Origin of the sequence: Brevundimonas sp. BR2-1, from assembly GCF_037626195.1 — a bacterium.
Classification (GTDB): Bacteria; Pseudomonadota; Alphaproteobacteria; order Caulobacterales; family Caulobacteraceae; genus Brevundimonas.
On the sequence record NZ_JARKMV010000003.1, the window covers coordinates 379,507 to 392,683 of the forward strand.

15 protein-coding genes are annotated in these 13,177 nt (G+C 68.3%); 3 read left to right on the top strand and 12 right to left on the bottom strand.

Annotation, left to right across the window (positions count from 1 at the left end; all coding sequences use genetic code 11):
- Positions 1-14: 14 nt before the first annotated feature.
- Complete coding sequence (locus BrevBR_RS14895; RefSeq protein WP_332639116.1) at positions 15-2,303, top strand: ATP-binding protein; 2,289 nt, start codon at positions 15-17, stop codon at positions 2,301-2,303.
- A 7-nt stretch (positions 2,304-2,310) separates the two neighbouring features.
- Here BrevBR_RS14895 and BrevBR_RS14900 read toward each other — a convergent pair whose 3' ends face one another.
- Complete coding sequence (locus BrevBR_RS14900) at positions 2,311-2,520, bottom strand: hypothetical protein (protein ID WP_332639115.1); 210 nt, start codon at positions 2,518-2,520, stop codon at positions 2,311-2,313.
- 14 nt (positions 2,521-2,534) lie between these two features.
- Positions 2,535-3,815 carry an isocitrate lyase gene (gene aceA / locus BrevBR_RS14905; protein ID WP_332639114.1) on the bottom strand — a complete coding sequence of 427 codons (1,281 nt, stop codon included), beginning with the start codon at positions 3,813-3,815 and terminating at the stop codon, positions 2,535-2,537.
- 145 nt (positions 3,816-3,960) lie between these two features.
- Here aceA and BrevBR_RS14910 point away from each other — a divergent pair, with 145 nt between their 5' ends.
- Positions 3,961-5,394, top strand: coding sequence for a helix-turn-helix domain-containing protein (locus tag BrevBR_RS14910; RefSeq protein WP_340001448.1), 1,434 nt, complete (start codon positions 3,961-3,963; stop codon positions 5,392-5,394).
- A 183-nt stretch (positions 5,395-5,577) separates the two neighbouring features.
- Here the strand turns inward: BrevBR_RS14910 and BrevBR_RS14915 are convergent, their stop codons facing one another.
- Both BrevBR_RS14915 and BrevBR_RS14920 read right to left on the bottom strand, forming a co-directional pair.
- The gene (locus tag BrevBR_RS14915) at positions 5,578-7,029 is read right to left on the bottom strand and encodes a hypothetical protein (RefSeq protein WP_340001449.1); all 1,452 of its coding nucleotides are present in this window, start codon (positions 7,027-7,029) and stop codon (positions 5,578-5,580) included.
- A gap of 65 nt (positions 7,030-7,094) precedes the next feature.
- Positions 7,095-8,084 (bottom strand): helix-turn-helix transcriptional regulator, encoded by a 990-nt coding sequence (locus tag BrevBR_RS14920; RefSeq protein ID WP_332639111.1) that lies wholly within the window; start codon positions 8,082-8,084, stop codon positions 7,095-7,097.
- A gap of 85 nt (positions 8,085-8,169) precedes the next feature.
- On the opposite strand from BrevBR_RS14920, the gene BrevBR_RS14925 reads away from it, so the two are divergent.
- Entirely contained in the window at positions 8,170-8,400 is a 231-nt protein-coding gene (locus BrevBR_RS14925) for a hypothetical protein (RefSeq protein WP_332639110.1), read from the top strand.
- On the opposite strand, the gene BrevBR_RS14930 is transcribed toward BrevBR_RS14925, so the two are convergent.
- From BrevBR_RS14930 to BrevBR_RS14965, 8 genes are read right to left on the bottom strand one after another with little or no spacing between them, the layout of a single operon-like run.
- Positions 8,401-8,823 carry a DUF1801 domain-containing protein gene (locus tag BrevBR_RS14930; RefSeq protein ID WP_332639109.1) on the bottom strand — a complete coding sequence of 141 codons (423 nt, stop codon included), beginning with the start codon at positions 8,821-8,823 and terminating at the stop codon, positions 8,401-8,403.
- Positions 8,813-9,652 (bottom strand): hypothetical protein, encoded by an 840-nt coding sequence (locus tag BrevBR_RS14935; RefSeq protein WP_340001450.1) that lies wholly within the window; start codon positions 9,650-9,652, stop codon positions 8,813-8,815. The genes BrevBR_RS14930 and BrevBR_RS14935 overlap by 11 nt, the downstream gene beginning before the upstream one ends.
- Positions 9,653-9,669: 17 nt before the next feature.
- A complete protein-coding gene (locus BrevBR_RS14940; protein ID WP_340001451.1) occupies positions 9,670-11,085 on the bottom strand; it encodes an NAD(P)(+) transhydrogenase (Re/Si-specific) subunit beta in 1,416 nt (471 codons plus the stop codon).
- Between the two features lie 22 nt (positions 11,086-11,107).
- Positions 11,108-11,467 carry a hypothetical protein gene (locus BrevBR_RS14945; protein ID WP_340001452.1) on the bottom strand — a complete coding sequence of 120 codons (360 nt, stop codon included), beginning with the start codon at positions 11,465-11,467 and terminating at the stop codon, positions 11,108-11,110.
- Positions 11,468-11,495: 28 nt separating this feature from the next.
- Positions 11,496-11,783, bottom strand: a complete 288-nt coding sequence (locus tag BrevBR_RS14950; protein ID WP_332639105.1) for a hypothetical protein — start codon at positions 11,781-11,783, stop codon at positions 11,496-11,498.
- Positions 11,780-12,082: a hypothetical protein gene (locus BrevBR_RS14955; protein WP_340001453.1), complete on the bottom strand. Its 303-nt coding sequence runs from the start codon at positions 12,080-12,082 to the stop codon at positions 11,780-11,782. The genes BrevBR_RS14950 and BrevBR_RS14955 overlap by 4 nt, the downstream gene beginning before the upstream one ends.
- Entirely contained in the window at positions 12,079-12,411 is a 333-nt protein-coding gene (locus BrevBR_RS14960) for an NAD(P) transhydrogenase subunit alpha (protein ID WP_332639103.1), read from the bottom strand. Before BrevBR_RS14960 ends, BrevBR_RS14955 begins: the two co-directional genes overlap by 4 nt.
- The gene (locus tag BrevBR_RS14965) at positions 12,411-13,172 is read right to left on the bottom strand and encodes a hypothetical protein (RefSeq protein ID WP_332639102.1); all 762 of its coding nucleotides are present in this window, start codon (positions 13,170-13,172) and stop codon (positions 12,411-12,413) included. The genes BrevBR_RS14960 and BrevBR_RS14965 overlap by 1 nt, the downstream gene beginning before the upstream one ends.
- Positions 13,173-13,177: the final 5 nt, after the last annotated feature.

The window sequence follows — 13,177 nt, forward strand, 5'->3', positions numbered from 1 at the left end:
CGCTGGGGAGGGGCGTGTTGGAACGCATCATCTACTGCATCGCGTTCGATCATGACTGGCGCTGGACACTGGCGGCCGGTCTGGTCTGCGTTCTGGGCATAGGGACCGCCGTTCACCTGCTCGGCCAGGCCGCGACCCTGGGCGGGTCCGAGCGCCGCCGACGCACCGCCCTGGCCTCTTTCATCGGCGGCCTGACCCCCTTCTCCACCCATTTCCTCGCCATGCAGGGCTACCAGGCCGGCGGCGAGATTCGTTACGGCGTGGGTCTGACCATCGCGTCCCTGTTTATGGTTCTGGCCGCCATGGGTCTGGCCTGCCTGCTCGTCATGGCCCGCCCCGGGCGGGTCGTCCGCGCCACGGCGGCCCTGTTGGCCATTTCCGGCATCGCCGCGATGCATTTCATCGGCATGGCGGCCCTCCGGTTTCCCGGCCACATCAGCTGGGATCCCGGCTACGCGGCCCTGTCCGTCGTGAGCGGCCTGGTCATAGCGGGCCTGACCGGAGCGCTTGTCTGCGGCCCCGGATCGGCGCGGCTGGTCGGCTCCAGTCTCGGCGGCGCCCTTTCGATCATCGTCCTTCATTTCACCGCCATGAGCGCGCTGACCGTCACGCCGCAGGCGGGCATGGCCAGCAGCGACCTTACCGTTTCCGGCCTGGTCATGGGCGGGGTCCTCGCCGCGATGATCGCAGGCATCTTCAGCGTTGGGGTCGTGCTCACCTGGATCGACTGGCGGTCGCGTTCGGGCGCTCTGGCCCGGATCCGCGAAGCCATCGACGCCATGCCCGACGGCATGGCCTTCTACGACGCCGACGACCGGCTGGCCTTGTGGAACCACCGCTACGCGGAAGTGAACCCCGAACTTTCGTCCAATCTCAAGGTCGGAATGACCTTCCGTGAGATTATCAAGATCGGACTGGGCGAGGGCCTCTACGCCGACGCCGTCGGGCGAGAGGACGAGTGGATCGCCGAGCGCATGGAATCACGCAAGGCCCTGACGACCACGATCGAGCAGCGCATCGCCGGAAACCGGTGGCTGCGCGTCTCCGACCGGCGCACCGCCGCCGGCGGCATCGTCACCGTCTGCACCGACATCACCGACCTCAAGAACCACGCCGCCGCCTTGGCCGAGGCCCGCGACGCCGCCCAGGCCGCCAGCAGCGCCAAGAGCCAGTTCCTGGCCAATATGAGCCATGAAATCCGCACCCCTCTGAACGGCGTCATCGGCCTGGCCCAGGTGATGGCCCGGACCGGCCTCTCGGCCGATCAGCGCGAAATGCTGGACCTGATCCAGTCCTCGGGCCGCACGCTTCAGGTTCTGCTCAGCGACATTCTTGATCTCGCCCGCGTCGAATCCGGCCGGCTGGAGCTGGCCGACGACATCTTCGATCTGGGCCGCGCCGTCCGCGAGGCCGCCCACCTCTACGAAAGCTCCGCCAGCGAGAAGGGGCTGCAGTTCTTCGTCGAGATCGCGCCCGAGGCCGACCGCTGGATCGCCGGCGACGTGGTGCGGCTCAAGCAGATACTGACCAATCTGGTCTCCAACGCCGTGAAGTTCACCGGCGCGGGCTTCGTCAGCCTGACCGCCGCCACCGGTCCGGACCGCGACGGCGCGCCGACGCTGCGGTTCTCGATCGAGGACACCGGCATTGGTTTCGACTGCGAGACGCGCGACCGCCTGTTCAGCCGCTTCGAACAGGCCGATGGCGCCATCACCCGCAAATTCGGCGGCTCCGGCCTCGGCCTCGCCATCTCACGCCAGCTGGCCGAGATGATGGGCGGCGATCTGGATTGCGAAAGCGAGCCGGGCGGCGGCTCCGCCTTCATCCTGACCATTCCCTTCCGCCCCGTCGAGCAACCGGCCGCCGTCGGCCTGTCGGCGGCGGCCGCGGAAGATGGCGACCAGCCCGTGATCCGGGTCCTGCTGGCCGACGACCACCCGGTGAACCGCAAGGTTGTCGAAATGATCCTGACCCAGGCGCCGGTCGAGATCGTCTCGGTCGAGGACGGCGCCCAGGCCGTACAGGCCTGCCGCGACGGCGACTACGATCTGATCCTGATGGACATGCAGATGCCGGTCATGGACGGCCTGACCGCCACCCGGGAAATCCGGCTGCACGAGGCGGCCATGGGCCTGACCCGCACCCCGATCGTCATGCTGACCGCCAACGCCCTGTCCGAACATATCGCCATGGCCGACGCCGCCGGCGCCGACCGGCACCTGGCCAAGCCGTTCGACGCCGCCGAACTGCTGGACCTGGTGGTCAGCCTGCCGCGCGCCGCGGCCGAGGCGATCGCCGCCTGACGGTCGGCTATTCGTAGCCGTGCGCGGCTTCGTTGATGACCTGAGAGGGCATGGACGAGAAGTCGACGCTGACAGGCTGCGCCAGTTTCGCTCGAAACGTCTTGATCACATGCTCCAGCCGGCGCCGCACCTCGCGTTCGGCCTCCGTGCCGCCGGTCAGATTCAGCGGGGCCAGGCAGAAGTCGATGATGGCCGTGGGATTGTTCAGCGGTTGCATGGGGTCTCTCCTGATTATTCGGCCGCCACGAACTGGGCGGTCTCGGTGGAATCCTTCAGCGCCGTCGTCGACGACTGGCCGTTGGAGATGACGGTGGCGACCTGGTCGAAATAGCCGGTGCCAACCTCGCGCTGGTGACGGGTGGCGGTGTAGCCGGCGGCCTCATTGGCGAATTCGCGCTGCTGCAGTTCGGAATAGGCGGCCATGCCGCGGTCGCGGTAGCCGTCGGCCAGCTCGAACATCGCATTGTTCAGGCTGTGGAAGCCGGCCAGGGTCACAAACTGGAATTTGTAGCCCATGGCCCCCAGCTCGCGCTGGAATTTGGCGATGGTGGCGTCGTCCAGCCTGGCCTTCCAGTTGAACGACGGCGAACAGTTGTAAGCCATCAGCTTGCCCGGATGCTCGCGGTGCACGGCCTCGGCGAAGCGGCGGGCGTCGTCCAGATCGGGATGCGATGTCTCCCACCACAGCACGTCGGCATATTTCGCATACGACAGGCCGCGGGCGATGCAGTGGTCCAGACCGGTTCCGGCCTTGAGGCGGAAGAAGCCTTCGGGGGTGCGGTTTTCGCGGTCGATGAAGGGCCGGTCGCGCTCGTCGACGTCCGAGGTGATCAGCTGGGCGCTCTCTGCGTCCGTGCGCGCCACCGTCAGGGTCGGCGTGCCCATGACGTCAGCGGCCAGACGGGCGGCGATCAGATTGCGCTCATGCGCCTGCGTCGGGATCAGCACCTTGCCGCCCAGATGGCCGCACTTCTTCTCCGAGGCCAGCTGGTCCTCGAAATGGACCCCCGCGGCGCCCGCCTCGATGAAGGCCTTCATGATCTCGAAGCTGTTCAGCGGTCCGCCGAAGCCGGCCTCGGCGTCGGCCACGATCGGGGCGAACCAGTCGCGCTTCGTCCCGCCCTCGGCATGCTCGATCTGGTCGGCGCGCTGCAGGGTGCGGTTGATGCGGCGGCACAGCTCGGGCGCGGCATTGGCCGGATACAGCGACTGGTCGGGATACATGGCCCCGGCCGTATTGGCGTCTGCCGCCACCTGCCAACCCGACAGATAGATGGCCTTCAGCCCGGCGCGGACCATCTGCATGGCCTGATTGCCGGTCACGGCGCCCAGGGCGTTCACGAACGGCTCGTCGTGCAGCAGCTCCCACAGGCGGTTCGCGCCGCGCGTCGCCAGGGTATGGGTGATCGGGAACGAGCCGCGCAGCCGCTGCACATCCTCGGGCGTATAGGGCCGTTCGATGCCGTCGAAACGGCCGTATGGCGAAGGGACGAGATCGGCGAAGGTCGTCATGGCGCTCTCTGCTCACGGTCGCAGCCGTTGGCGCTGCGGGTCTTGAGAAGCAGAACACGCGGGAGTCATGAATGACACAACGAATGATGTCATTGAGTCACATCATGACACTTGCTGTTAAGTCATTTTGTGACTTAATGCGGTCATGGACGCCGTTCCGGATCGCAAACTCTTCCTCGGCGGCCGCCTCAAGCGGCTCCGGCGGGAGCTATCCCTGACGCAGACGGCCATGGCGGCCGACCTCGGCGTCTCGCCCAGCTATCTGAACCATATCGAGCGCAACCAGCGTCCGGTCTCGGCGCAGCTGCTGCTGCGGCTGGCCGCTGCCTACGACGTCGACCTGCGCACGCTCGGCCAGACCGGCGGCCCGGCGTCAGAAGCGGAACTGGCCGAAGCCTTCGCCGATCCGATCTTCCAGGGCCTGGCCGTGCCGCGCCACGAGATCATCCAGCTGGCCGAGGACCAGCCCGCCGCCGCCGACGCCCTGCTGCGCCTCTACCGCGCCTTCGCCGACCGCCGCACCCGCGACCGGGCCGAGACCGACGCCCTCGGCGGCCAGGGCGAGGACAGCCCCGCCGACTGGGTGCGGGAATACGTCCAGGCGCGCCGCAACCACTTCCCCGAACTGGACGCCCTGGGCGAGGCCCTGTCGGACGCCCTGGAGGCCGAAACCCCCGGCGAAGCCTTCGAAACCCGCGCCCGCGCCCGGCTTCTGTCGCGCCACGGCCTGACCGTTCGCACCCTCCCCGCCGAAGTCATGGTCGAATGGACCCGCCGCTACGATCCCCACCGCAAGCGTCTGCTGCTGTCCGAGACCCTCGGCGCCTCGTCGCGCGCCTTCGCCGTCGCCTGGCAGCTGGCCCTTACAGAGCACGGCGCCGAACTAACCGCGCTGGCGGACGCCGCCTCCCCGCCGGACGAAACCACCCGCCGGCTGGTCAGGATATCCCTGACCAACACTCTCGCCGCCGCTATCCTGATGCCCTACGCGGCCTTCCAGCGCGCGGCGGAGGAGACCGCCTACGACATGGCGCGGCTTCAGGCCCGGTTCGGCGTCGGCTTCGAACAGGCCGCCCACCGCCTGACCACCCTGTCGCGGCCCACGGCGCGGGGCGTGCCCTTCTTCCTGATGCGGGTCGATCAGGCCGGCAACATCTCCAAACGGTTCGCCTCGGGCGCCTTCCCCTTCTCGCGCTTCGGCGGCGCCTGCCCGCGCTGGCGGCTGCACAGCGCCTTCCGCACCCCCGGCAAGATCGTCACCCAGATCATCGAGACCCCGGACGGAAGCCGCTGGTTCACCCTCGCCCGCACGGTGGACCGTCAGGGCCACGACGCCTTCACCGAGGGCCACGACCTCGCCATCGGCCTGGGATGCGAACTGAAACACGCTCACCGCCTGATCCACGCGCGCGGCCTCGATCTGAGGGCCCCTGAGGTCACCCCCATCGGCCCGGCCTGCCGCCTGTGTCACCGCCACCCCTGCGCCGAGCGCGCCGCCCCGCCGGTCGATCGCCCGCTGGCCGTCGACGACTGGGCCAAGTCGGTCAGCCCCTGGCCGTTCGCGGGCCGGACAGATTGACGACTGAACCATTTGAATGGCGGTGGGTTCAAGCGGCTCGTTGGTCCCGGGGCGCGTTGTGAATCCTGTGTCGTTTGTCAGGAGGCACTGGCTCCTGTTCCTTGTCGTCGTTGAACTCGCGACCGCCGCCGGCCTCACGGGCTGGCTCATGGCGGGCGTCATCCCTCGACCCCACTGACTCCCTCAGTCGAGACGGATTTTCCCGTCTTCGCGCCGGTAGCCCACGCCCGTCCGGTCGAACAGGGCGGCGATGAGCGCCGCCGGATCGGCCGCGCCGTCGTCCAGCAGGATTTCGATATCGGCCCGCAGGGAGGCATCGCCCGACACCCGGGTCAGCTCCGTCAGCCATTCCTCGCGCGTCAGCACGCCGTCCTCGCGGTTGGCGTCGATCAACGGCCGGAGGAAGTCGAACCAGTCGCCGCCCGTCGCCCGCCGCTGCACGCCCTCAGCCGTCAAAGCGAATACGGCCCCGCAGGCGTAGAAGGCGCGGTATTCACCACGGGAGACCGCCTCGCGGACGGGCTTGACCGCCAGACGCACGCAGTCGTCGACCTCGCGTTGCAGTTCAGTGCGGGCGTCATAGTCCGGATAAAGCGTCTTCAGGGCCCGTATGGCCATCAGATCGGCCCCGCCCTCGGTGATCCAGGAGTCCCGCGACCGCTCGTAGCGCACGGTCTGGCCCAGCCAGAAATGCGCGCTCTCATGGCCGATGAACCACCGGGTGGAGGCCTCGCTGTCGGGCGAGGGTCGAACCTGGCCAATGCCCTCGAAATTCATCACGATCAGGCCGGGCAGCACGCTGCCGCCCATGCTCTGCAGGCCGGGCGTTGGCCCCTTCCAGCTGGCCACGACGGTGGGGCGGTCGCTCTGACCCGGGCCCATGCGCCCGGTGTAGTATTCAGCGACCCGCGGCCCGAAATCCTCGATCGTGGCGGCGACCCAGGCCGGCAATTCGGGGTCGACGACCGTGACCAGCCGTTCGCCCTCCTTCATCTGCGCCGCGCCGAACAGCACATAGGTCGTGCCGTCTTCCGTCACCGCCCGGTCCTGCCGCTGGCCGTGCAACAGAACCGGGCCGCTCGCGTCGCGCCAGGTGATGCGGGCATTGCTCTTGTCCATCACGAAGCCGTTCAGGTCTTCCGGCGCGGCTCGCGCGGCTTCCAGCGAGGCCAGCGGGAAGACGTCGAACGCCCCCGTGAACATGGCCGTCGACCCATCGGTGAAGATCAGGACGCCATAATCCGCCTCCAGATTGTGGTCTCGCGGCGTCAGACGCAGGCTGACCCGCCGCGGCACGTCGCCGCCATCGATGGCGCGAAGCACATCCAGATTGCCGACACGCTCCAGCACCACGCCTGGCGTCACGACCGACCAGTCGCCGGGCCGCCACGCCTCCCGGGAGCCGTTGATGAGGGACGATCGGATGAAGCCCCAGACCGGGGCGTCCTTTGCGAAGACATAGTCCGCCGTCCAGACCCCGCCGTCGCGGGTCACGGCCACTTCGACGGCCGGCGGTCCCTCCCCCGCTTCCGCCTGCGCGGTCGAAACCGCCGGTTCGGCGGCGGCCGCGGCCGGCGATCCCGCCGCCATCGCCATCGCAACCATCAGGTACGAAACCCAAACCCGTCCGCGCATGCCCGTCTCCACTGTGCGCGCTTACGCTAGCTTGGCGTTTGGCCCGGCGTCGTCTTAAATCCCGTTCAGGCTTGGGCCCCTTCGAGGGCGCGTTTCGCGGCCTCAAGCTCGCCCTTCATCACCGCCCTGAGCCGCGCCGGCGCGACGATCGAAACCTGATCGCCCCAGCTGAACAGGTGCCAGGCCAGTTCGCGCATGCCCGAGGCCCGGAAGCGGACCACCACGCCGCCGTCGGCCTGTTCTTCGACCGTCTGGGTCGGATGCCAGCGCCACGCCCGGGCCTCGGCCGCGCCCTCGGGCGTCACCCGCAGCACCACATCCTCAATCTCGTCCTGATAGATGCCGAACGACTGGCTGGCGAAGATCTGCAGGTCGAAATCCGCCGGAGGCGACGCCACGCCCGCCTCGGCCTTCACCGCGCTCATCCGGTCGAGGCGGAAAGTCTGGATGCGGCCGCTCTCGCGGTCGGCGGCGACCAGATAGTTGGCCCGCCCGAACATCACCCCGCACGGCGCCACGCTGCGCCGCCGCGCCTCGGCGCCCGGCCGGCTGTAGATGAAGCCCAGCGGCTGGCCGGCCAGAATGGCCTGCCGGATTTCGGTCAGCACCGCCTCGTCCGCCGACGGCCGCGGCCCCGCCTGGACCGCGATGGTCTCGGCCCGCACCAGCGCCTCCAGATCGGGCGCCAGCCGGTTCAGGGTCGTCGAGCGCATCGCCGACTTCAATTTTCGTTCGAGCCCCTCCAGCGCCGCCGCCCGACCGGGTTCGCCCGTTGCGCGCAACCCCTGCGCCGCCTTGCTCAGCTCGACCAGTTCCTCGGTCGTCGGCGCCTGTTCAAAGGCCGACAACCCGCCCCGGATGCGCCAGCGCTTGTTCGGCGGGTCCGACACCTCCTCCGCTTGCGGAAACAGCGCCAGCACGGCGTCGCGCAGCCGTTCGGCCGAGCGGCGCCCCACGCCGGCCTCGCGCGAGATTTCGTCCAGCGTCACGCCCTCGGCGCTGGCGGCCATCCGCCGCGCCATTTCGATCACCAGGGCCGCCTTGTCATGTCTCATGAAACGAAAGTCGCATACGACCGTTTTTGACGCAACGCTGCTTCATGGTCGGTTTCAACAGAGACCTGACCCCCGGAGACATCCCATGGCCCGCGCTTTCGAACCCCAGGCTTCCGTCGCCGCTTCCCGCTATCTGATCGTTCCCTGCGACGCAGAGGGTTGCGGCGATCTGGCCGTCATCTGGGACCGGCTGGAGGAACAGGTAATTGACGTGATCGACGCCGGCGCCAGCGCCCGTTACGCCGACGAGGACGCCCTGTGGGACGAGGCCCGCCCGGCCTTCGCCCCGGCCGAAGACTTCCGCATGGCGGCCTGATCAGTCGGGATACAACTCGCGCATCTGCGCCAGCGACGCGACGGCCATCTCCCGCAGCACGCCCATGTCGATCTGGTCCAGCCGGTTGACGTAGATGCAGGATACGCTCGACTTCACCTTGCCCAGCCGCGCGATCATGTCGGCCTGCCCCTCCGCGCCGGACATGACGTAGAGCACCGTCTGGGCCTTGCGCGGCGAGAACCCCAGCCGGGGCGCGTCGCCCTCATGCCCGCTGGCGTACCGGTAGTGGTACCGCCCGAACCCGATGATCGACGGCCCCCACATCACTGGCGGCTCGCCGCTGATCTCCTCGAACAGGGCGCACAGCGTCTCTGCGTCGGCGCGCCGCCGGGGGTTCTCCACGGCGGCGATGAAGTCGGCGACCGAGACTTCGGTGGGCTTGGTCCTGGCTTCATAGGCCATCGTCAGACTTCCGTTTGAATGCCTCGTGCGGTTCGGCATAGTAGCGCTCGAAATCGTCGTCACTCAGCACCATCATTCGCCGGGCGTTCGCGAAATCCTCTTCGCCGAGTTCGGCTCGCAGGGCGCGGATGCAGGATACGGCCGGCTCTTGAGCAGGTTCATGGGGTATCTGACGGAGTCCCTTTGCGTCCACCTGCGCAAGTTTCCTGAACCAGACGCGCGCCGCCCCGGGCCCATCCTCCCTGGCGTCGTCGAACGCGATCCAGCCGACATCGGGGAAATGCACGACGTAGTCCATCGTGGCGTAGTCAGACTGTCGGCTGCGGCTGACCTGGCGACACCGCGCCATGACATGATCGGCGCTGTCGAACGGATACGTTCCCGCCGGCAGCGCCTTGGTCGCAGCGCCGTCCGCGACCACCACCCGATCGGAATAGATGCGCACCGAGGAGTCCAGCGACAGAAAGGCCGACGCACCCGCCGCAAACGCCAGAACCAGCCAGACCCACACCGCCCGACCCAGCACCGCCTTGCCTCGCGCAAGCACGCCCACACCCAGGATCACGGCGGCAACAACGCCAGCAAACATCGGCAGAGCGGCATGGCTCTCTGACACGGGCCACCAGAGCAGAACCTGGGAGTCGGACGGCCCTATCCTCCACCTGACCCATTTCGCAGCAAGCGGCGTCAGGAAAGGTATGAGGACACTCACGGCGGCAACGGCGCCGGCAAGCCACAGCCGTCCCTCGAAAGGCGGCTGGGGACCAGACCGCACCAGGTCGCGCGCGCTTCGACGGCGGCGGCGCGCTTTTTTCGCGGAGCGAGTCATGACCGATCCGAAGTGCCCTAGAGCGCCTTCACGATCCCCTCCACCATCTTCTTGGCGTCGGCGAACAGCATCATCGTGTTGTCCCGGAAGAACAGCTCGTTCTCCACCCCCGCATAGCCCGCCGCCATGCCGCGCTTGATGAACAGCACGGTCCCGGCCTTCTCCACGTCCAGCACGGGCATGCCGTAGATCGGGCTTTGCGGATCGGTCTTGGCGGCCGGATTGGTGACGTCGTTGGCGCCGATGACGAAGGCCACGTCGCAGCTCGAAAACTCGCTGTTGATGTCCTCCAGCTCGAACACCTCGTCATAGGGAACATTGGCTTCGGCCAGCAGCACGTTCATGTGGCCGGGCATTCGGCCGGCGACGGGGTGGATGGCGTATTTCACCTCGACCCCCTCCTCCTTCAGCTTGTCGGCCATCTCGCGCAGCGCATGCTGGGCCTGGGCGACGGCCATGCCGTAGCCGGGCACGATGATGACCTTCGAGGCGTTCTTCATGATGAAGGCCGCGTCGTCGGCGCTGCCCTGTTTGACCGGCCGGGTCTCGACCGCGCCCGCCGGGCCCGCCGTCGAATCCCCGCCGAAACCGCCGAGGATGACCGAGATGAAGCTGCGGTTCATCGCCTTGCACATGATGTAGCTCAGGATCGCGCCCGAACTGCCGACCAGCGCTCCGGTGATGATGAGGGCGATGTTCTCGAGCGTGAAGCCCAGCGCCGCCGCGGCCCAGCCCGAATAGGAGTTGAGCATCGACACCACCACCGGCATGTCGGCCCCGCCGATGGGGATGATCAGGGTCGCGCCGAGGATCAGCGCCAGCAGGAAGACGCCCCAGAAGGCCCAGGTCGCCGTCCCGCCGGAGCCGATCAGCAGACCGATCAGCAGCACCAGTCCGAGCGCCAGACCGATGTTGATCAGGTGCCGCATGGGCAGCAGGATCGGCGCCCCCGACATCCGGCCGTCCAGCTTGGCGAAGGCGATGACCGAGCCGGTGAAGGTCACCGCCCCGATGGCGACGCCCAGGCTCAGCTCTATGATCGACAGGGTCTTGATGCCGCCCGCCGCCGTGGCGATGCCGAAGCTGTCGGGCGCATAGACCGCCCCGACCGCCACCAGACAGGCCGCCATGCCGACAAGGCTGTGGAAGGCGGCCACCAGCTGGGGCATCTGGGTCATCTGCACCCGGCCGGCGATCAGCGCCCCCGCCCCGCCGCCGACGACAACCCCGCCCGCGATCAGGCCTAGGGTCAGCGGATCCAGCGTGCCCATGCTCCACAGCGTCAGCAGCGTCACGCCCACCGCCAGCGCCATGCCGACCATGCCGAAGGTATTGCCCTGCCGGCTCGTCTCGGGGCTGGAAAGGCCGCGCAGGCTGAGGATGAACAGGACGCCCGAGACCAGATAGGCCAGGGCCGCGAAGGATGCGTTCATGCCGTGTCCCCGAGTATCAGCATCAGAAAAAGCCCACGGCGGCCGGTCTGGCCGGGTCTGTCGTGACCGCGACCTGCGCCTCGCCGTTCTTGATCATGGCGATGGCCACCGCGCCGCGTCCGCCGGTCTTGGTCACCGTGCAGCTGCCGTCGTCCGCCGGCAGCCGGCCGCCCATTGAGCCGCGACCCGTCTGCGCGATCCGGTTGGCCCAGGCCTCCCTGTTATAGGTCGAGGCCTGATAGGTCACGGGGCGGAACCGGCACACGAGCGACCAGCTGGCGCCCTGCAGCGCCGCCACGTGCCAGGGCAGTCCGCTCTCGATGTCGGCCCCCAGACGGGTCTGGGCGTCCGCCGCCGGAGCGGCGACGACGGCCAGCAGCACCAGCGCTCCGATTCGCCCCCGGCCCATCTCAGCGCCCTCCCGGCGGGCAGGCCGTCCGCGCCAGCCGCCACAGGGCGGCGACGATGAACAGGGGGGCCACGAAGACCATGGCCCAGTCCCAGACGCTCATCGGCTTGTCCTGGGCCACGATGCGCAGCAACACCGAGGCGAACAGCAGCACCACGCCGCAGTCCAGGAACCGCAGCTTGCGGATCGCGTCCTTCTCGACGAACCAGCTCCACAGCCACAGGCCCGCCCCGATCGCCGTGGCGACCCAGGACGCGCCGACCGCGAACTGATGGACGTCCAGTGTCATTCCTTGTGACGCCCGTAACGGGGGAACAGCGTGCGGGATCGCAGGGCTACGACAAACTGTATGGCGAACAGACAGCCGACGCCCGCCATCAGGCCGAACCCGGCCCAGTCGCCCCGTTGCTGGTCGGTCCATGCCTGCCACGCCCAGTACAGGATGAGGGCGGGATAGACGGTCAGGATCAGGCCCGGTTCCACCCGCTTTCGCAGTGTCTCGCTCATCCGCCCGCTCAGCAGGGTGAAAGCCAGAACCAGCAAGAGAGCCAGCGGCACGATGGCCATAAAAAGGATGGCTGAGGTCACGACCGGGCCGCCTCAGCGGGCTTCGCGGGCCGTTCCTTCTTCCTGTACATGGCCAGCATCCTTCGCGTGACCATGAAGCCGCCGAAGATGTTGACGCTGGCCAGGGTCACGGCCGCAACGCCTGCGCCCTTGGCGATCCAGCCGCCGTCGGCGCTCGCCGCCGCCGCCGCGATCAGGCCGCCGACGACGATCACCGACGAAATGGCGTTGGTCACGGCCATCAGCGGCGTGTGCAGGGCCGGCGTGACGCTCCAGACGACATAGTAGCCGACGAAGATCGCCAGCACGAAGATGGCCAGTCGGAAGACGGTGGGATCGACGTGTTCCATCAGTCCTCTCCTTGGGGGGTCTCGGGCGGCGCGACATTGAGGTCGTACATGGCCCTGCTGATCCGGATGGGCACGCCTATGGTGGGCGTGATCGTGGCCCGCCCGATGGTTCTGGAGCCCACAGCCGTCGACTCCGCGCGCAGCAGGGTCTCGAGACTGGCGGCGAGCGCATTCGTCATCCCGGCCAGGATCTGGAAGTCCGTGTCCGTGCCCATCCGGCTATAGACCAGCCCCAGTCGGTCTTTCGCCTCGATGTTGTCCGCGGCGTAGCTCGACACGTCCTCGATCCGGCCGGTCACGAGGGTGCGTCCGGTCGCCAGATCCTCGACGGAGACCGCCATAGCCGTGCGCGGAAAGCGCGGAGCCATGGCCATCCGCAGCATGCTGTCCGCCCGGGCCTCATCGACGCGCACCACCAGCCGGACCTTGCGTCCGGTCGTCCGATTGTCCCCGAACCGGTCCTGCAGGTTTGCCACGGCCAGGAACTCGGCCATCCGTTCCGCCGCCTGCGCCTCGGGCAGGTCGGGATAGCGGGCCTGGAACAGGGCCCGTTGCTCCGCAGGCATCGCCCGTTCAACGTACGCCCGGGCCGCGCGGTCCTGGTGTCCCGCCAGCAGATTGTCGCCGACGCGAAGATCGATCTCTTCGACAGCCAGATCAGCGCCGTAGGCGTCCACGAAAGGATTGATCACCCGATCCTGGGCCAGACCCGGCGGCGCCACGGTCGACAGCCCTGCGGCGAAGGCAAGGATCGCCAGCACCCGCG

Coding starts and splice junctions, on each gene's coding strand:
- BrevBR_RS14960 (WP_332639103.1), bottom strand. CDS start 12,411: ATGGAACACGTCGATCCCACCGTCTTCCGACTGGCCATCTTCGTGCTG.
- BrevBR_RS14940 (WP_340001451.1), bottom strand. CDS start 11,085: ATGAACGCATCCTTCGCGGCCCTGGCCTATCTGGTCTCGGGCGTCCTG.
- aceA (WP_332639114.1), bottom strand. CDS start 3,815: ATGACGACCTTCGCCGATCTCGTCCCTTCGCCATACGGCCGTTTCGAC.
- BrevBR_RS14930 (WP_332639109.1), bottom strand. CDS start 8,823: ATGGCCTATGAAGCCAGGACCAAGCCCACCGAAGTCTCGGTCGCCGAC.
- BrevBR_RS14910 (WP_340001448.1), top strand. CDS start 3,961: ATGGACGCCGTTCCGGATCGCAAACTCTTCCTCGGCGGCCGCCTCAAG.
- BrevBR_RS14935 (WP_340001450.1), bottom strand. CDS start 9,652: ATGACTCGCTCCGCGAAAAAAGCGCGCCGCCGCCGTCGAAGCGCGCGC.
- BrevBR_RS14915 (WP_340001449.1), bottom strand. CDS start 7,029: ATGCGCGGACGGGTTTGGGTTTCGTACCTGATGGTTGCGATGGCGATG.
- BrevBR_RS14900 (WP_332639115.1), bottom strand. CDS start 2,520: ATGCAACCGCTGAACAATCCCACGGCCATCATCGACTTCTGCCTGGCC.
- BrevBR_RS14920 (WP_332639111.1), bottom strand. CDS start 8,084: ATGAGACATGACAAGGCGGCCCTGGTGATCGAAATGGCGCGGCGGATG.
- BrevBR_RS14950 (WP_332639105.1), bottom strand. CDS start 11,783: ATGACACTGGACGTCCATCAGTTCGCGGTCGGCGCGTCCTGGGTCGCC.
- BrevBR_RS14925 (WP_332639110.1), top strand. CDS start 8,170: ATGGCCCGCGCTTTCGAACCCCAGGCTTCCGTCGCCGCTTCCCGCTAT.